The following is an 18,094-nucleotide window of genomic DNA, read 5'->3' on the forward strand; positions in this document are numbered from 1 at the left end:
CACGGGCGCCAAAAGGGATGAAACGGTACACAGGGCATCCCGTGTGACAACACGCGTGACGTTATCCGGTAGGGGCCCGCGAACACGCACCGGTAGCCTGGTGGGGTGATTGACCTTCGCCTGCTCCGTGAGGACCCCGACCGTGTTCGCGCCTCCCAGCGCGCCCGTGGAGAGGACGTCGGCCTCGTCGACGCCCTGCTCTCCGCCGATGAGCGGCGCAGGTCGTCCGGCGTCCGCTTCGACGAACTCCGCTCCGAGCAGAAGGCGCTCGGCAAGCTGATCCCCAAGGCCTCTCCCGAGGAGCGCGCCGAGCTGCTCCAGAGGGCCGAGCAGCTCAAGGCCGACGTCAAGGCCGCCGACGCCGAGCAGAACGAGGCCGACGAGACGGCCAAGTCGCTGCTGCTCAAGCTCGGGAACATCGTCCACACGGATGTCCCGGTCGGCGGCGAGGAGGACTTCGTCGTCCTGGAGACCCACGGCACCATCCGCGACTTCGCGGCCGAGGGCTTCGAGCCCAAGGACCACCTGGAACTGGGCGAGGCGCTCGGCGCCATCGACATGGAGCGGGGCGCCAAGGTCTCCGGCTCGCGCTTCTACTACCTGACCGGCGTGGGCGCCCTCCTGGAGCTCGCCCTGGTCAACGCGGCGATCGCGCAGGCCACCGAGGCCGGTTTCATCCCGATGCTGACCCCCGCGCTGGTCCGTCCGCGCGCCATGGAGGGCACCGGTTTCCTCGGCCAGGCCGCGGAGAACGTGTACCACCTGGAGAAGGACGACTACTACCTCGTCGGCACCTCCGAGGTCCCCCTCGCCGCGTACCACATGGACGAGATCATCGACGCCGACAAGCTGCCGCTGCGCTACGCGGGCTTCTCGCCCTGCTTCCGCCGCGAGGCGGGCACGTACGGCAAGGACACCCGGGGCATCTTCCGCGTCCACCAGTTCGACAAGGTCGAGATGTTCTCGTACGTCGCTCCGGAGGACGCCGAGGCCGAGCACCAGCGTCTCCTGGACTGGGAGAAGCAGTGGCTGACCGGCCTCGGGCTGCCCTTCCAGGTCATCGACGTCGCCACCGGCGACCTCGGCGCCTCCGCCTCCCGCAAGTACGACTGCGAGGCGTGGATCCCGACCCAGGGCAAGTACCGCGAGCTGACCTCCGCCTCGAACTGCGACAGCTTCCAGGCCCGCCGGCTCTCCGTCCGCATGCGGGACGAGCAGGGCGGCAAGAAGACCGTGCAGCCGCTGGCCACCCTGAACGGCACGCTGTGCGCCGTACCGCGCACGATCGTGGCGATCCTGGAGAACCACCAGCTCGCCGACGGCTCCGTGCGGGTGCCCGAGGTGCTCAGGCCGTACCTCGGCGGCCGTGAGGTCCTGGAGCCGATCGCCAAGTGAGTTCCTTCCCCTACCGCCTGGTCGCGACGGACCTCGACGGCACGCTGCTGCGCGCCGACGAGTCCGTCTCCGACCGCACGCGGGAAGCGCTCGCCGCCGCGACGGCGGCGGGCGCCGCGCACATCGTCGTCACCGGCCGGGCGGTGCCCTGGACCCGGCACATCCTCGACGACCTCGGCTACGAGGGGATCGCGGTGTGCGGCCAGGGCGCGCAGGTCTACCACGCGGGCGAGCACCGGCTGCTGACCTCGCTGACCCTGGACCGGCAGCTCGCCGGGCTCGCGCTCTCCAAGATCGAGGCGGAGGTCGGCCCGGTGGCACTGGCGGCCAGCCGGGACGGTCTGGAGGGCGAGGTCCTGATGGGCCCCGGCTACCAGGTGCAGGAAGGCCCGCTGCCGTACGTCCCGTACGAGGACCCGGCGGAGCTGTGGGCGGCCCCGCTGACCAAGCTCTACCTCCAGCACCCGACCCTGACGGACGACGAGCTGACCCGGGCCGCCCGGGAGAGCGTCGGCGGTCTCGTGGACGTCGTCATGGCCGGTCCCGGCATCGTGGAGATCCTGCCGCTCGGACTGAGCAAGGCGACCGGGCTCTCGCTCGCGGCGCGTCGGCTCGGTGTGAAGGCGGCGGAGACGATCGCCTTCGGCGACATGCCGAACGACATCCCGATGTTCGGCTGGGCGGCCCACGGCGTCGCCATGGGCAACGCGCACGAGGAACTGCGCGCGGTCGCGGACGAGGTGACCGCGTCGAACGAGGAGGACGGCATCGCCGTCGTCCTGGAGCGTCTGCTGGCGGGCTGACGGCCCGCCGGACACCTCCGGAACCCGCCGCGGAAGAGCGGAGAAGGGGAGGGGCGGCCTCGCGCGGACCAGGTCCGCGCGCTCGAAGCGGCCGCCCCTCCCTCCGGGAGATCCCCCGTTCCTCCCGCACAACTAGTGTGCGATGAGACCGTGTTCGCGGGCGACCGGTTTTCCGCGGGTGAGCGGATAGCAGGCGAGGCCGATCGCGAGCGAGATCAGATGCCCGAGGTCGGTGTACGTGCGGTCGGTGACGAACGGTACGACGAAGAAGGCCACCGCCCCCAGCAGGTAGAACCAGCGCCAGGGCCGGGCCAGCCGGTAGGTGAGGACGCCCGCGGCGGCGGCGAGCCCGTAACTGACCCCGATGTCCACGACGTGCGCCATGCTGCGCGGGACGTCGTGGTGACGGATGGCGGCCAGCACGACCTGCTGGCTGATCAGGGTCGCCGCGATGTGCGCGGTACCGACGGTGAAGAGCCATCGGGGGGTCCCGAGCCAGCGCTCCACAGGGGCGTGGAGCAGCTCGAACAGCACCGCGTACAGCAGCAGGTCGGCCGGGTTCTCGATCCAGAAGGCGCTGCCGAGCAGGGCGCGCACCGGATGGTGGGACAGCTGGTGCAGATTGCTGCTGTTGCGGTGGAGGAGGTAGGTCTCCAGGCCCTGTGGCGCGAGGGCGATGACGAGGCTGGTGATCGCGATGATCAGGAGCCAGACGTGGGTGCCGGGTGACGAACGCACCCACGACCTGATCGGTCGGGACGGTTCGCCACCCGGTGCGGATCGGCTCGTTCCGCTGCTTACGTGGACTCCGTCGTTTCCGTCGGCTCCACTGGTTCCGCTGGCTTCGGTCGGCACCCTTCAGTGCCTATCACCCGGAGCCGGGAGAAACTCAGAAATTGATCATGTGTCCGGAAATGCCGTGGATCGCTTCCTTCACGGCCTCACCCAGCGTCGGGTGGGCGTGGACGTTCCGCGCGACCTCGTGGACGGTGAGGTCCCACTGCTGGGCCAGGGTCAGCTCGGGCAGCAGCTCGGTGACGTCCGGGCCGATCAGGTGGGCGCCGATGATCTCGCCGTGCGTGCCGTCCGCGATGATCTTGACGAAGCCGGTGGCGTCGCCCAGACCGTGCGCCTTGCCGTTCGCCACGAACGGGAACTTGGCGACCTTGACGTCGAAGCCCTTCTCGCGGGCCTGCGCCTCGGTCCAGCCGAAGCTGGCGATCTGCGGCTGGCAGTAGGTCGCGCGCGGGATCATCGGGTAGTCGAGTTCCATCGTCTCGGCGTCCCCGATGGTCTCGGCGGCGATCACGCCCATGGCCTCGGCGGTGTGCGCGAGCATCAGCTTCGCGGTGACGTCGCCGATGGCGTAGATGTGCGGCACGGAGGTGCGGCAGCGGCCGTCCACGTCGATCGCGCCGCGCTCGGTGAGGGCCACACCGGTGGCCTCCAGGCCGTAACCGGTGACGTTCGGCGCGAAGCCGATGGCCTGCAGGACCTTGTCGGCCTCCAGGACCTTGCTGACGCCGTCCTTGCCGGTGACCGTGACGCGGACCTGCGGGCCCGACTCGTCGATGGCCTCGACGCGGGTCGAGGTCAGGACGTCGATGCCGAGCTTGCGGTACTGCTTCGCCAGCTCCTTGGAGACCTCTTCGTCCTCCAGCGGCGCGATCCGGTCGAGGAACTCGACGATCGTGACCTTGGTGCCGTAGTTGCTGAGGACGTACGCGAACTCGATGCCGATGGCACCGGCGCCGGCGATGACGATCGACTTCGGGGCGTCCTCGGCGAGGATCTGCTCCTCGTACGACACGACGCGCTCGCTGCGGGCGGTGCCGGGGAGCAGCCGGGGGGTGGCGCCGGTCGCGATGACGCAGTTGTCGAAGGTGATCGTCTCCGAGGTGCCGTCGGACTTGGCCACCTGGAGGGTGTGCGCGTCGAGGAAGGTGCCCCGGCCGTCGAACTCGGTGATCCCGTTCTTCTTCATGAGGAAGTGGACGCCCTTGACGCGGCCGTCCGCGACCGAACGGCTGCGGCGGAACGCCTCCGTGTAGTCGAAGGAGACGGTGCCGTCGACCTTGATGCCGAAGGTCTTGGCCTCGTGCTGGAAGATGTGGGCGAGTTCGGCGTTGCGCAGCAGCGCCTTGGTGGGGATGCAGCCGACGTTCAGGCAGACCCCGCCCCAGTACTTCTCCTCGACGACCGCGACCCGCTTGCCCAGCTGGGCGGCGCGGATGGCGGCGACGTAGCCGCCGGGGCCAGCTCCGAGTACGACGACGTCGAAGCGGTCTGACATGGCTGACTCCCGAGGGTGGTGAGGGTGTTCGGTCCGCGTACGGCCCCACAGTAGTCGGGAGTGCCCCGTCCAGTCAGTTGTAGGATGACTGGACAACCGGGCAAATGAAGGGTGGGGCGGCATGGCTCTGAAGGCGGCGGGACGGACCTCGCTGGTGGACTCCGTGGTGGAGCAGCTGCGGGCCCAGCTCGCGGGCGGGGAGTGGGCGGTGGGCGACCGCGTCCCGACCGAGCACGAGCTGGCGCAACAGCTCGGCGTGGGCCGCAACACGGTCCGGGAGGCCGTCCGCGTCCTGGTCCACGCCGGTCTCCTGGAGTCCCGTCAGGGCAACGGCACCTTCGTCAGGTCGCACGCCGATCCGGCCGCCGTGCTGCGCGGGGTCCGGCACGCGGGCGCCTCCGACGTCCTCGAACTGCGGACCGCCCTGGAGGCCGAGGCCGCCCGGCTGGCCGCGGCCCGCCGGGACACCCATGACCTGCTGCGGCTGCGGGCTGCCCTGACCACCCTGCGCGAGGAGGGCGACCGGGACGCCGACGCGGACCTCGCCTTCCACCTCGCGGTCGTCGGCGCCACCCACAACACGGCCTTCGTCGAGGTCTACCGCTTCTTCTCGGCCCAGGTCCACGAGGTCCTGGTGGAGGCGCTCGGCGACCAGGAGATGCCCCCGGTCGACATCGACGCCCACGAGGCGCTGGTCGCCGCGATCGAGGCGGGCGACCCGGAGGCGGCGGAACGCCAGGCCCGCGAACTGCTCCGGCTCCCGATGGAGACGGTCACGGCACTGACGGACCACTCCCGATGAGCACGGGAACCCCGACAACGGGACCGGGACTCGATACGGGCATGGGCACGGGCACGCATACGGGTACGGGCGGGCCGGACGTCGTCGGTGCCGGGTCCGTCGGCGGGGGTGTCGGTATCGGCGGGGTCGCTGCCGGTGCGGTGGGTGCCGGTGCTGTGGGTACCAGCGCGATGGGTGCGGGTGCGATGGATGCCGGGGCGATGGGTGCCGGCGTGCCGTCGCCGCTCGTGGACCCCGGGGCCGGGACACCGGAGACCGCGGCGGGCGCCGCCACCCGGCGGTCCCCGCTCGCCCACCCGGCACTGCTGCTCGTCGGCATCGTGCTCGCCTCGCTGAACATGCGGGTCGCGCTCGCGAGCGTGGCGCCCCTGGTCGGCGAGGTGTCCGACGCCTTCGGCCTCTCCGCGACGGCGAGTTCCCTCGTCACCTCGGTGCCGGTGCTCTTCCTCGGCGTCGGTGCCCTGGTGGCTCCGTGGCTGGGCCGCCGCTTCGGGTCCGAGCGCGTCCTCTTCACGGCGCTGCTCCTGCTCGCCGTGGGCATCCTCGTGCGGCTGCTGCCCTCCGCCACCGCGCTGTACGGCGGCGGTGTCCTCGTCGGCACCGCCATCGCGCTGCTCAACGTGCTCATGCCGGGGCTGATCAAGCGGGACTTCCCCGACCGGGCCGCGGCGATGACCTCCGTCTACACGGGCGCGATGATCGCCGGAGCGACGGTCGCCGCGGCCGCCGCCGTGCCCCTGGAGAAGGCCCTGGGCGGTGGCTGGCAGGCCTCGCTCGGCTTCTGGTCCCTGCTCGCCGTGGTCGCGGCGGTCGCCTGGCTGCCCCAGGTCCTGATCGCCCGGGGCCGGACGGGCCGTGCGGTGCGGGCCGTCCCCGCCACCGGGACCGCCGCCCGCCCGGTGAGCGTCTGGCGCTCGGCCCTCGCCTGGCAGGTCACGCTGTTCATGGGGCTTCAGTCGCTCTGGTCGTACGTGCTGATCGCCTGGATGCCGACGATCTTCACCGATCACGGGATGAGCCGCTCCACGGCGGGTGTCGTCTTCGCCTTCAACAACCTGATCCAGGTCGCGGGCGCCTTCGTCGTGCCGCTGCTCGCCGGGCGGATGCGGAGCCAGCGCCCGCTGGTCGTCCTCGTCACCACGCTCGTCGCGGCCGGATACGCCGGTCTGCTGGTGGCCCCGGTGGAGGGGGCCTGGCTCTGGTCGGCGGTCCTCGGGGTCGGCCAGGGCGGCGCCGTCGGGCTCGCCCTGACCCTGATCGTGCTGCGCTCCGGGGACGCGGCCACCGCCGCCCGGCTCTCCGGGATGGCGCAGACGGTCGGCTATCTGCTCGCCGCCGCGGGGCCGCTCGCCGCCGGTGTCCTCCATCAGGCCACCGGCTCCTGGACCCTGCCGATCTGTGTGGTCCTGGTGGTCTGCGCGGCCGCCCTCGGTGTCGGACTGCTCGCCGCGCGGGATCGGGTGGTGTGAGAGAGGGGAGCGGTGCGGCTGCCGGTGGGGCCTGCCGGGGTGGTGACCCGGAGGCTCGGAGCCGTACCGCTTCCGTCTCTTCCCCCGGGGCCTACTCCTCGCCCGCGAGGGTCAGTCTGCTGAGCTTGTGACCGGCGAACCAGGTCGCCGCGACCGTGACCGCCGCGAGGAGCGCGACCGCCGTCGGAAGGCCGACCTCGGAGCTGACCAGCCCCTCACCCGTGACCTTCTCGGCCAGGGCCAGCGCCCACTGCTGCACGCTGAGGGTCTTCGCGCCCGCGATCAGGGAGCCGAACAGGGCCTCCCACACCAGGGCGTAGACCAGGCCGATGACGACCGCGTGCCTGCTGACCGTGCCGAGCAGCAGGAACACCGCGCTGTACGTGATGGAGGACACGAGCGCCGCCACCGTGTACGCCACGGCCACCTGCTGGCCGTTGCCGTTGAGGATGAACCCGGCGAGGAACGTCGGCACCGCCGAGAAGACCATCGTCACCGCGACCGCCACGATCAGCTTGGTGAAGATGATCGAGTGCCTCTTCACCGGCTTCGACAGCAGATAGACGATCGAACCGTCGTCGATCTCGGGCCCGATCGCCCCCGTGCCCGCGATGACACCGATCAGCGGCACCATCGTGGCCAGGGCGAACCCGCCGAGGACATCGGCCGCCACCTGGTCGTCCGCCCCGTTGAAGAGGCGGACCGCCACCGCGATCAGCAGCAGGACGGCGGGCAGCAGGAAGAGGATCAGGGCCCTGCGGCGGCCGAGGAGGGCCCGGTAGGTGAGCCGGGCGACTGTGGGGTTGTACATCGGTCAGGCTCCTTTCAGGCCGCGACGAGGTACGAGAAGACCGATTCGAGGGACTCGTCCGAGGGCGAGACCGTCAGGAGCCGGATGTCCCGCTCCCGTGCCACCCTCGGCAGCAGCTCCGTGAACCGTCCGAAGTCCACCGCCTGCACCCGCAGGCCGCCGTCCGACAGATCCACCTCGATGCCCGCCGTGGACGGGTCGGCGATCAGCGCGGCGGCGAGCGCCCGGTCGTCGCTGGAGCGGACCAGATAGCGGTGCGGCCGGTCCGTCATCAGCCGTCGGATCTTGCGGAAGTCACCGGAGGCCGCGTGCCGTCCGGCCACGATCACCTCGATGTGCGAGGCCAGCTGCTCGACCTCCTCCAGGATGTGCGAGGAGAACAGGACCGTGCGCCCGTCCGCCCCCATCCGCCGCAGCAGGTCCATCAGCTGCATCCGCTGGCGCGGGTCCATGCCGTTGAACGGCTCGTCGAGCAGCAGCACCGAAGGCTCGTGCACGAGGGCCGAGGCCATCTTCACGCGCTGCCGCATTCCCTTGCTGTACGTGGAGATCTTGCGGTCCTGCGCGTACTCCATCTCGACGGTGGCCAGCGCCCGCTGCGCCTCCTCGGCGCCGAGGCCCTGCAGCTCCGCGTTGGCCAGGACGAACTCGCGTCCCGTCAGGAAGTCGTACATCGCCTCCCGCTCGGGCACCACGCCTATCTCGCGGTAGACCGACTCGTTCCCCCAGATCGACCGGCCGTCGAGCGTGACGCTGCCGGTGGAGGGGTCGAGGAAGCCTCCCATCATGTTGATCAGCGTGGACTTCCCGGCGCCGTTGGGCCCGAGGAGGCCGGTGACGCCCGGACCCACCGTCATCGTGACGTCGTTCACGGCCACGACGTTCCCGAACCAGCGGGACACGTGGTCGATGGTGAGGATGCTCATGGGCGCGGCCCAATCCGTGGAAGGGTGGTGGCGGGCGGCGGGACGCGGGTCGGGCCCGGCCCGTTCGACGGGAGGGCGGTCACAGGCCGACCTTTCGGTAGCGGCGCATCAGGATGCCGTAGGTCCCGGCGATGAGCCCGAGGACGACCAGCAGATAGACCGCGCCGGCCCCGGCACCCGGTCCCTCCCCTCCGGGGAAGGAGGAGGGCGCCCCGAGGAAGGCGGTCTGCACCCCGTCGATGAGGGTGATCGGCGAGAACAGACCGAGCCAGGTGATGGCGTCCGGGTTGTCCGTGCCGTACGCGATGCCCTGGAGGGTCGAGACCGCCCCGTACGAGATGGTCAGCGCGGCGATCACGGCGGCGACGCCGAAGCCCCGGCGCGGGGTCAGGGCCGCCATGACCAGTCCGATGCCGCCGAAGAGCAGCGAGAGCAGCGTCACGGACACCAGGCCCTGGCCGAACATCTGCGTCTGGGTGCCGAAGTCCATCTTGGCCAGCAGCGAACCGATCCAGAGGATCACCAGCGGCACGGAGGTCAGCAGGAACAGCGCCGAGGCCATCGCGGCGAACTTCGCGAGCACGTAGTCCCCGCGCTCGATCGGACGGCAGAAGTACAGCGGGACCGTCCGGAACCGCAGGTCCCGGGAGACCGACTGCGGCGCCTGCGAGGCCAGGTAGATGCCGATGACGAGCTGGAGGAAGATCGCGTACTGCGTGTACTCCAGCGACAGCTTGCTCTGCTTGGTGGCGACCGCGACCGCGACGATGATCAGCGCGGGCACGCACATCACCCCCGCGAGCAGCATCGGCAGGACCTTCGACTTGGCGCTGCGGCCCAGTCCGTAGGCGCCGCGCAGCGACTGCGAGAACAGCGACCTGCGCGCGTACGCCCGGCCGAGGCGCGGGCCGTCGTAGGACCGGTATCCGATGTTGTGGATGCGGGTCGTGTCGGGAGCGCCCTGGGCGGGCTGGGGGAGCTGGGTGCTCATCGGGCCGGCACCTCCTCGTGCTGCGGGGCCGCGTCGGGGCGGAAGACCTCGGCGATGTGGTGGCGGCGCTGCTCCATGCGGACCAGGCCGAGGCCGAGACCCGCGACGGTGTCCCGCACCAGGTCGTACGTCTCCTCGCCGGGGGCCTCCAGGAGCAGGATGTGGCCCGCGCCGGGCAGGCCCTCCTCCACTCCCGCGTGGAGGGTCGCTCCGGCGGCGGTGAGGGCCGCGCGGAGCGCCGCCGTGCCGTCGGGGTGGGTGTCGGAGTCGGTGACCTCGACCGCGAGGGTCGTGGTCTGCCGGGTGAAGTCGCTGGTGGAGCTGGAGCGCAGGAGGCGTCCGCCGTCGATGACGACGACGTGGTCGCAGGTGCGCTCCAGTTCGCCGAGGAGGTGCGAGGTGACGAGGACGGAGATGCCGAAGTCCGTCCAGACGCGGCGGATCAGGCCCAGCATCTCGTCGCGGCCGACCGGGTCGAGGCCGTTCGTCGGCTCGTCGAGGAGGACCAGTTTCGGGTCGTGGACCAGCGCCTGGGCGAGTTTCACCCGCTGCTTCATGCCCGTCGAGTAGCCGCCCATGGGGCGGTAGCGCTCCTCGTACAGGCCGACGTGACGCAGGGTGTCTGCGGTCCGCTCGCGGGCGGCGGTCGCGGGCAGCCCGGACATCCGCGCCATGTGGACGACGAACTCGGTGGCCGAGACGTCCGGGGGGAGGCAGTCGTGCTCGGGCATGTATCCCACGCGCTCGCGGATCTGGGCGCCGGAGGTCCGGACGTCCAGTCCGAGCACCTCCGCGCGGCCCTCCGTGGCGGGGGAGAGTCCGAGCAGGATCTTGATCATGGTGGACTTGCCGGCCCCGTTGGCACCCACGAGTCCGGTCACACCGGGCCCGATGTCCAGGGAGAGCCGGTCAAGAGCGGTCACCCGGGGGAACCGCTTGCTGAGGCTTTCGGTCGCGATCACAGTCACGGTTCGAAGGTAGTGGCGTGCGCCACAGGAGTCGTCAGCCCAACGGCTCGATCCTTCTCCGACCAGAGGAGTACAAGCCAGTAGGGGAGGTCGCGACGAAAGTCTCTCGTTTCCGGGGTTTCGGGCGGCGGGGGTGCTGCTTCCGGCCGCCTTTCCGAGGGTTTTCCACAGGCCGCCGTCCGACCCCTTGACGCAGCCGCCGGGCATTGTCACATTCATCGATGTCAAGTTACGGACGCGTAGCGCAGTCAGGCGCTCACACGGGACGGCGGATGGCATGGCCTCAGCGTTGACAGGGGAACTCGCGGCGGAGCTGCGGGGGTTCAGGGAAGTGCAGCGGCTCTCCTACGAGTGCGCGGAGGCCGTCGCGGCGCAGCTCCGGCCCGGGGTGACCGAGCGCGAGGCCGCCCGGATGCAGCGCGAGTGGCTGTACGCGAGAGGGGTGCGGGACTGGTTCCACCGGCCCTTCGCCTGGTTCGGGGACCGCACGGCCTTCGTCGGCTTCAAGGTGCCGCTGCAGTTCTTCCCGACGAACCGGCCGCTGGAGGCGGGGATGCCGTTCATCCTCGACATGGCGCCGGTCCACCGGGGGTACACGGCCGACATCGGTTACAGCGGCTGTCTGGGCCTCAACCCGCTGCACGACAGACTGCTCGCCGACCTCAGGGACCACCGCGAGCTGATCCTGCGGGAGGTCCGTGAGCGCCGCACGCTCCGCGAGATCTACCAGGACGTCGACCGGCTGATGGTCCGCCAGGGGTACGCGAACCGGCACCGGGCCTATCCCTTCGGCGTCATCGCCCACAAGATCGACCGGGTGCGGGAGCGCCGCTGGTCGCCGACGGTCTTCGGGTTCGGCGCCCAGGCGCTCAAGGGCCTCGCGGGCGACGCCCTGCACGGGCACCGGGACGGCTGGTCGCCGCTCTGGTCGCCGTACAGGTTCTCCGACCATCCTCCGCAGCCCGGTCTGTGGGCGGTCGAACCGCACCTCGGGTTCCGGGGTACGGGCGCGAAGTTCGAGGAGATCCTGGTCGTCACCGACTCCAGTGACCCCGAGCAGAGCGCTTTCTGGCTGGACGACGATCTGCCGCACGTGCGGCGCTGGAACGAGGGGGCGGTCTGATGGGGCGCGACGACCTGACGGCGGGGAGCGGCGGCGGCACGACCGGGGCCCGGAGCCCCGCGTCCGGATCCGGCGGTCCGGCGGAGGCGCGGGAGCGGTGGGTGCGGACCGGCGGGATCGAGCTGTGCGTCGCCGAGCTCGGCGACGCGGACCGGCCCACCGTCCTCCTCGTCCACGGCTACCCGGACTCCAAGGAGGTCTGGTCGGAGGTCGCGGTCCGGCTCGCCGAGGACTTCCACGTGGTGCTCTACGACGTCCGGGGCCACGGCCGGTCCACGGCTCCGGCGCCGCTGCGCGGCGGCTTCACCCTGGAGAAGCTGACGGACGACTTCCTGGCGGTCGCCGACGCCGTCAGCCCGGACCGGCCGGTCCATCTAGTCGGGCACGACTGGGGTTCCGTGCAGTCCTGGGAGTTCGTCACCGTCGCGCGCACCGAGGGCCGCATCGCCTCCTTCACCTCGATGTCCGGGCCCTCCCTGGACCACTTCGGGCACTGGATCAAGCGCCGGATGACCCGCCCGACTCCGCGCCGGGTCGGCCAGCTCCTCGGCCAGGGCGCCAAGTCCTGGTACGTGTACCTGCTGCACACTCCCTATCTGCCGGAGCTGGCCTGGCGAGGGCCGCTCGGCAGGCGCTGGCCGAAGGTCCTGGAGCGGGTCGAGAAGGTGCCCGCCGGTGACTATCCGACGCCTTCGCTGCCGAGCGACGCGGCGCACGGCGCCTGGCTCTACCGGGACAACGTCCGGGCCCGTCTCGGCAGGCCCCGCCCCGACGCGTACGCCCACGCGCCCGTGCAGCTGATCACACCGACCGGGGACGCCTTCCTCTCCGAGCGGCTCTACGACGATCTGGGCACCTGGGTGCCGGACCTGACCCGGCGCACGCTGCCCGCGAAGCACTGGGTACCGCGTACCCGGCCGGACCAGCTGTCCGCCTGGATCGGCGCGTTCGTCCGGGCCAACGAGGGCCCGGCGGGGCGGGCGGCCGAGCCGCTCGCGGCGACGGCGGCCAGGGGCGGGGCGAAGCCGGAGTACGCGGAGCGGTTCGGCGGCCAGCTGGTCCTGGTCACGGGGGCGGCCGGGGGCATCGGCCGGGCCACCGCCTTCGCCTTCGCGGAGGCCGGTGCCCGGGTCGTCGCCGTCGACCGGGACGCCGAGGGTGCGGGCCGCACGGCCGAGATGGCCCGGCTGATCGGCGCGCCCGACGCCTGGGGCGAGACGGTCGACGTCTCCGACGAGCAGGCGATGGAGAAGCTGGCCGTGAAGGTGGCGAGCGAGTACGGCATCGTCGATGTCCTCGTCAACAACGCGGGGATCGGGCTCACCGGCTCCTTCTTCGACACGACGAGCGAGGAGTGGCAGCGGGTCCTCGACGTCAACCTGTGGGGCGTGATCCACGGTTGCCGGGTCTTCGGCGCCCAGATGAAGGCGCGCGGGCAGGGCGGTCACATCGTGAACACCGCGTCCGCCGCCGCGTTCCAGCCGTCCCGGGCGCTGCCCGCGTACAGCACGTCGAAGGCCGCGGTGCTGATGCTCAGCGAGTGCCTGCGCGCCGAACTGGCCGACCAGGGCATCGGGGTGTCCGCGATCTGTCCCGGGATCGTCAACACCGGCATCACGGCGACCACACGGTTCGCCGGGGTCACGGACGAGGCGGAGGAGAAGAGGCGCCAGAAGAAGGCGTCCCGGCTGTACGGCCTGCGGAACTATCCGCCGGAGAAGGTCGCGGACGCGGTCCTGGGGGCGGTCCTGCACGACCGGGCGGTGGTCCCGGTGACCCCCGAGGCGCGGGGCGTGCACCTCCTGTCCCGGCTGAGCCCGGGAGTGCTGCGGGCCCTCGCCCGGTGGCAGCCGCCGACGTAGGGGAGGGACGCGGGCCGGGGAGCGCGGTCGCGCACGGGCCGGGGCCGGGGCGCCTCCGCGCGGGGTCGGAGGTGGTGGCACGGTCGTACGATCCCTTGCGGGAGGGCCCCGCGACGGCGGGGTGGAGCGAGCGGTCGGTGGGAGCGGGTTTGTCCGAGCAGTCAGCACAGCCGGAGTACCGGATCGAGGATCTCGCCCATCACAGCGGGGCCACGGTCCGGACGATCCGCGCCTACCAGGACCGTGGCCTGTTGCCCCGTCCGGAGCGGCGGGGCAGGTCGAACGTGTACGGGGACGCCCACCTCGCGCGGCTCCGGCAGATCGCCGACCTCCTCGACCGGGGCTACACCCTGGCCTCGATCAAGGAACTCCTGGAGGCCTGGGACACCGGCCGGGGTCTCGGCGGGGTCCTCGGTCTCGTCGCGGAGGTCCACGGCCCCTGGACGGACGAGGAGGCGGCCCGTATCTCCCGCGCGGAGCTGGACGCCCGCTTCGGCGGCGCCCCGGACGAGGCGGCCATCCGGGAGGCGGTCGAGCTCGGGGTCCTGGAGCGGATCGCGGACCGGGAGACCGAGGAGTACCTCGTACCGAGCCCCCAGGAGCTCGCGGTGGCGGTGGAGTTGTATGCGGCCGGGGTTCCGCTGCCCGCGATCACCGGCCACCTGAGGGAACTTCGGGACCAGGTGGAGCACATCGCCTCGCGTTTCCTGGAGTTCACGACGGAGTACGTGTTCGCGCGCTATCTGGAGCACCGGCCCCCGACGGACGCGGACGCGGTCGAGGCGGCGGCGATGGTGCGACGGCTCCGTCCGCTCGCCCAGCAGACCGTGGACGCCGAACTCGCCCGCGCCATGCAGATTCTGGCGACCCGTCATCTTCAGATCCATCTGTCGCCCGAAGCGCCTCCCGCGAAGGACGACGAACCGCGTTCCGTACCGCTTCCGGCCGCCGTCATCAGAGCCGTTCAGGATCTGACGGGCCCCGACGGGGTCGCCGCCTTCGTCGCCGCCGCCGCCGAACAAGAAGTACAGAAAAGAACATTGGACACACTGTGCTCAATGCATCCTAAAAGCGAAGAAGTTAGGCAAATACACTGAAAAGCAAGGCTCGTTGTCCACAGAAAAGCCAACTTGGCTGTGGATAAGTCGGGTTGGCTGTGGACCAAACCTGATCGGGCGAAAATTGATGGATCGAGGCGATCCGGCTCCGGCATCCTGACGGGATGCATCCCCACCGGAAGGACCGAGAGCACTCACCGGACGAGCGCCGCAGGGTGAAGGTCTCCAAGTACCTGTCCAAGCATCTGCGCCACCAGCCCGAGCGCATCGGTCTCGTCCTCGACGCCCACGGCTGGACCGAGATCGACGCACTGCTCCGGGCAACCGAGCGGAACCGCTTCCCGGTCAGCCGCGAGGAACTCGACCATGTCATCGCCGCCGACGAGAAGAAGCGCTTCGCGATCGAGGGCACCCGCATCCGGGCCAACCAGGGACACACCGTCGCCGTGGACCTGGACCTGCCGCCCTCGGAACCGCCCGCGTACCTCTACCACGGCACGGTCGCGGACCGGATGCCCTCGATCCGGGCCGAAGGGCTGCGCCCCATGGCCCGCCACCATGTGCACCTCTCCTCCGACCGCGAGACCGCGACCCGGGTCGGCGCCCGTCGGGGCCGGCCGGTGGTCCTCGGCGTCGACGCGGGTGCCATGCACCGGGCCGGACACGTCTTCCACGTCAGCGCCAACGGGGTCTGGCTGACCGACGCCGTCCCACCGGAGTTCCTCCGCCTCCCGGCCTGAGGCAGGATCGTGCCCATGGCACATCCGCACCTGCCCAGCACAGAGGCCGCCGTCGTCGCGCTCCGGGACATCGCCCGGGAGTTCGGCCTGGAGATGAACGTGACCGACGACATCGGCGCCGACCAGACGTCCCGGCGCACCTCGGCCGGCGCCTTCTCCGTCCTCGACACCGACGGTTCGCTGCCCCACGAGGCCTTCGTCGAACTGGGCGGCTCCCCCTCGGTCGACGTCCAGATCTATCCCGAGGACGACGCCCGGATCACCGTGGACGGCATCGAGTTCGCCGATGTGCCGCGCGACGCCGTCCCCGCCTTCGTCCGCTCCGTCCACGGCGGCCTCGCCCATGTGAAGGGCCGTCTCTTCCCGCCCGGCTGGTGGCTGGTCGTGCCGCTGCCCGGCGACGAGACGTACAAGGAACTCGTCCCTGGTGTCGCAAGGACCCCGTGGATGAACAGCCGGACCCGCTGACCCGGACCCACGGGCCCGGACCCGCTGATCCGGCCCCCGGACACGAACCCGCTGACCCGGTCCCACGAACCGGAGCCCAGGGGCCCGTGCCCGTGGACACCTCGGGTTCCATGCCGCGTACGCCTACGTCCACCTCCCCCGACGGAGCTTCCGGCACGGCCCCTGGTTCGGCACCCTGCCCAAGATCACCTCGGCGCGACGGCCACCGGGCAGTGCGCTCGTCGCACATGCGATCTCCTCCGTGACCGGACGCACCTCGGCCAAGCGCAGGGCGACGCATCCGCCGCCGGACGCGAGGCCGATGCCGTGCACCGTCACCTCGCCGCCAAGGACCGTGGTGGCGAAGGGCAGATCGGATGGTTTCCCCGGTCTCCCCGATCGGCGCCTGCGCGGCGGCGAGAAGCCCGTATCGTCGGGGGCATGCGCTTGAGTACGGTGATCCTCCCCATCCACCGGTGGAGCGAGGGACAGAAGACCTGGCGGCGGGCCGAGGACCTCGGATTCCATGCCGCGTACACCTACGACCACCTCTCCTGGCGGACCTTCCGGGACGGCCCCTGGTTCGGTGCCCTGCCCACGCTCACCGCGGCGGCGACGGCCACCGAGCGGATCCGGCTCGGCACGCTCGTCACCTCACCGAACTTCCGGCACCCGGTGACCCTCGCCAAGGAGCTGATGTCGCTCGACGACATCTCCGACGGCCGGGTCACGCTCGGCATCGGCGCGGGCGGCAACGGCTTCGACGCGACCGCGCTGGGCCAGGAGCCGTGGACGCCGAAGGAACGGGCCGACCGCTTCGCCGAGTTCGTGGCCCTGCTCGACCGGCTGCTCACCGAGGAGTCGGTCACCGAGCGCGGCACGTTCTACTCGGCCGACGAGGCCCGGAGCATCCCCGGCTGCGTCCAGCGCCCCCGCCTGCCGTTCGCGGTCGCGGCGACCGGGCCGCGCGGGCTGAGGCTGGCCGCGCGGTACGGGCAGGCATGGGTGACGACCGGCGACCCGAAGATCTTCGAGGAGGGCACCCCGGAGCAGTCGGTGGCGGCCCTGCGCGGCCAGATCGAGAAGCTCGGCAAGGCCTGCGCCGAGACCGGCCGCGAGGTGACCGCGCTCGACAAGGTGCTGCTGACCGGGTTCACCCCGGACCGCAACCAGCCGCTGGAATCCCTCGACGCCTTCGTCGACTTCGCCGGTCGGCACCGTGAGATCGGCTTCACCGAGATCGTGATCCACTGGCCGATCCCCGACTCCGACTTCGCCGCCGACCAGGCCGTGTTCGAGCGGATCGCCACCGAGGCCCTCGCCCAACTGGGCTGATCCACGGCACACGGGGCCGGACCGCCCGGCGGCTCGTACGCAGGTCACGCCCACCCGGCGGCTCGTACGCGTGTCATCACGCCCGCCCGGCGGTCCCCTCGTTCCTCACCCGGCGCCCGGCGCTTCGGGTGAGCCGGCGCGCGTGGTGCCGGGACCGGACGGGCCCGGTGAGGACCGCGGCCTTCCATGACCCACGACATCGACCAGACTCGCCAGGACATCGCCGACCAGCACCGGTTCACGGGCGGGATGACCCGCGCCCGACCCCTCGCACTCCGGGCAGAGCACCATGCCGAGGCTCCCGACCCACCTCCCGTACGGGGCGCCGCAGGAGTCGCACATGTCACTCGACCATCCCGAGTCCATACCCCCGCCCCCCTGAGAAGCCTCCCGTTCCCAGAGGTCTTCCCCGTCACGGCGAAAACGAACGGATGTTTACGGCCACGTAGGGACAGACCGGTGCACCTCCCACGGCGCCGGATGCCCACGGTCCGGGATCCCGCAGCTCAGGGCCCTGCGCCGCTCAGCCGCGCCCCGGCCGCTTCGGCAGACCTCGGTAGCCGGGGTGCACCCCGGGCGTGAGCCCCTGCTGCTCCGCGACCCGGCCCAGCAGCTCGGTCAGCCGGGCCCGGTCCTCCGCGTCCAGCGCAGCGAAGAGGTCGTCCTCGTGCGCGGCGGCCACCTCCCGTACGCCCTCAAGGGCCCGTCGGCCGCCCTCGGACACGTACAGCTCGTGGTGGCGACGGTCCTCGACGCTGCGGCGGCGCTCCACGAACCCCTTGCGCTCCAGGTTGTCGATGAGCGCGACGACCCGGCTCGGCACGACACCGAGGTCCGACGCGAGGGAGCGCTGACTCCTGCCGGGTTCCGTGGCGATCATCCGCAGCAGGCCGACGTCCGGCGGCGCCAGGCCGAGTTCGCCGACGCGCTCACCGAAACGCCCGGCCGCGTGCGCCCCGAGCTGGGCCAGCAGGAACGCCCCTCCGCGTGGCGGCGGGGGCGCCGTTCCGGGATCTTCCGCTGCTTGCCGGTCGCTGCTCACGGAGTTAGGGTACGCGAAAAGAATGATTC

At 71.3% G+C, this 18,094-nt stretch carries 17 protein-coding genes; 10 read left to right on the plus strand and 7 right to left on the minus strand.

What is annotated here, in order from left to right; all coding sequences use genetic code 11:
* Window positions 1–105 precede the first annotated feature (105 nt).
* Together serS and ACIRQY_RS13880 are read left to right on the plus strand one after the other, a co-directional pair.
* The gene (serS, locus tag ACIRQY_RS13875) at window positions 106–1,395 is read left to right on the plus strand and encodes a serine--tRNA ligase (RefSeq protein ID WP_351783162.1); all 1,290 of its coding nucleotides are present in this window, start codon (window positions 106–108) and stop codon (window positions 1,393–1,395) included.
* Complete coding sequence (locus ACIRQY_RS13880; RefSeq protein WP_351783165.1) at window positions 1,392–2,198, plus strand: HAD family hydrolase; 807 nt, start codon at window positions 1,392–1,394, stop codon at window positions 2,196–2,198. Before serS ends, ACIRQY_RS13880 begins: the two co-directional genes overlap by 4 nt.
* A gap of 132 nt (window positions 2,199–2,330) precedes the next feature.
* Here the strand turns inward: ACIRQY_RS13880 and ACIRQY_RS13885 are convergent, their stop codons facing one another.
* Window positions 2,331–2,948 (minus strand): rhomboid-like protein, encoded by a 618-nt coding sequence (locus ACIRQY_RS13885; protein WP_351783568.1) that lies wholly within the window; start codon window positions 2,946–2,948, stop codon window positions 2,331–2,333.
* Between the two features lie 139 nt (window positions 2,949–3,087).
* Complete coding sequence (gene lpdA, locus ACIRQY_RS13890) at window positions 3,088–4,491, minus strand: dihydrolipoyl dehydrogenase (protein ID WP_366445316.1); 1,404 nt, start codon at window positions 4,489–4,491, stop codon at window positions 3,088–3,090.
* 121 nt (window positions 4,492–4,612) lie between these two features.
* Between lpdA and ACIRQY_RS13895 the strand changes: the two genes are divergently transcribed.
* Together ACIRQY_RS13895 and ACIRQY_RS13900 are read left to right on the plus strand one after the other, a co-directional pair.
* Window positions 4,613–5,293: a FadR/GntR family transcriptional regulator gene (locus ACIRQY_RS13895; protein ID WP_403924990.1), complete on the plus strand. Its 681-nt coding sequence runs from the start codon at window positions 4,613–4,615 to the stop codon at window positions 5,291–5,293.
* Between the two features lie 200 nt (window positions 5,294–5,493).
* Entirely contained in the window at window positions 5,494–6,762 is a 1,269-nt protein-coding gene (locus ACIRQY_RS13900) for a CynX/NimT family MFS transporter (protein WP_403924993.1), read from the plus strand.
* A 91-nt stretch (window positions 6,763–6,853) separates the two neighbouring features.
* Here ACIRQY_RS13900 and ACIRQY_RS13905 read toward each other — a convergent pair whose 3' ends face one another.
* The 4 genes from ACIRQY_RS13905 to ACIRQY_RS13920 all read right to left on the minus strand — a co-directional run bounded on the left by ACIRQY_RS13905 (window position 6,854) and on the right by ACIRQY_RS13920 (window position 10,452).
* Complete coding sequence (locus tag ACIRQY_RS13905; protein ID WP_403924996.1) at window positions 6,854–7,573, minus strand: ABC transporter permease; 720 nt, start codon at window positions 7,571–7,573, stop codon at window positions 6,854–6,856.
* A gap of 14 nt (window positions 7,574–7,587) precedes the next feature.
* Complete coding sequence (locus ACIRQY_RS13910) at window positions 7,588–8,499, minus strand: ABC transporter ATP-binding protein (RefSeq protein WP_351783180.1); 912 nt, start codon at window positions 8,497–8,499, stop codon at window positions 7,588–7,590.
* Window positions 8,500–8,578: 79 nt separating this feature from the next.
* Window positions 8,579–9,490, minus strand: coding sequence for an ABC transporter permease (locus ACIRQY_RS13915; RefSeq protein WP_351783183.1), 912 nt, complete (start codon window positions 9,488–9,490; stop codon window positions 8,579–8,581).
* A complete protein-coding gene (locus ACIRQY_RS13920) occupies window positions 9,487–10,452 on the minus strand; it encodes an ABC transporter ATP-binding protein (RefSeq protein WP_351783570.1) in 966 nt (321 codons plus the stop codon). Before ACIRQY_RS13920 ends, ACIRQY_RS13915 begins: the two co-directional genes overlap by 4 nt.
* A gap of 283 nt (window positions 10,453–10,735) precedes the next feature.
* Here ACIRQY_RS13920 and ACIRQY_RS13925 point away from each other — a divergent pair, with 283 nt between their 5' ends.
* From ACIRQY_RS13925 to ACIRQY_RS13950, 6 genes are all read left to right on the plus strand, one after another.
* Complete coding sequence (locus tag ACIRQY_RS13925) at window positions 10,736–11,581, plus strand: M24 family metallopeptidase (protein WP_403925001.1); 846 nt, start codon at window positions 10,736–10,738, stop codon at window positions 11,579–11,581.
* On the plus strand, window positions 11,581–13,443 hold the full coding sequence (locus ACIRQY_RS13930; protein WP_403925004.1) for an SDR family oxidoreductase: 1,863 nt from the start codon (window positions 11,581–11,583) through the stop codon (window positions 13,441–13,443). The genes ACIRQY_RS13925 and ACIRQY_RS13930 overlap by 1 nt, the downstream gene beginning before the upstream one ends.
* A gap of 149 nt (window positions 13,444–13,592) precedes the next feature.
* Window positions 13,593–14,540 (plus strand): MerR family transcriptional regulator, encoded by a 948-nt coding sequence (locus tag ACIRQY_RS13935; RefSeq protein ID WP_403925006.1) that lies wholly within the window; start codon window positions 13,593–13,595, stop codon window positions 14,538–14,540.
* A 125-nt stretch (window positions 14,541–14,665) separates the two neighbouring features.
* A complete protein-coding gene (locus ACIRQY_RS13940) occupies window positions 14,666–15,241 on the plus strand; it encodes an RNA 2'-phosphotransferase (protein ID WP_403925009.1) in 576 nt (191 codons plus the stop codon).
* A gap of 15 nt (window positions 15,242–15,256) precedes the next feature.
* Window positions 15,257–15,709: a hypothetical protein gene (locus ACIRQY_RS13945; RefSeq protein ID WP_403925012.1), complete on the plus strand. Its 453-nt coding sequence runs from the start codon at window positions 15,257–15,259 to the stop codon at window positions 15,707–15,709.
* A gap of 420 nt (window positions 15,710–16,129) precedes the next feature.
* Entirely contained in the window at window positions 16,130–17,023 is an 894-nt protein-coding gene (locus ACIRQY_RS13950; protein WP_403925014.1) for an LLM class flavin-dependent oxidoreductase, read from the plus strand.
* Between the two features lie 523 nt (window positions 17,024–17,546).
* Here the strand turns inward: ACIRQY_RS13950 and ACIRQY_RS13955 are convergent.
* Window positions 17,547–18,065: a MarR family transcriptional regulator gene (locus ACIRQY_RS13955; protein ID WP_351783207.1), complete on the minus strand. Its 519-nt coding sequence runs from the start codon at window positions 18,063–18,065 to the stop codon at window positions 17,547–17,549.
* Between the last annotated feature and the right edge of the window lie 29 nt (window positions 18,066–18,094).

Source organism: Streptomyces sp. NPDC101490 (assembly GCF_044767145.1).
Lineage (GTDB): Bacteria > Actinomycetota > Actinomycetes > Streptomycetales > Streptomycetaceae > Streptomyces.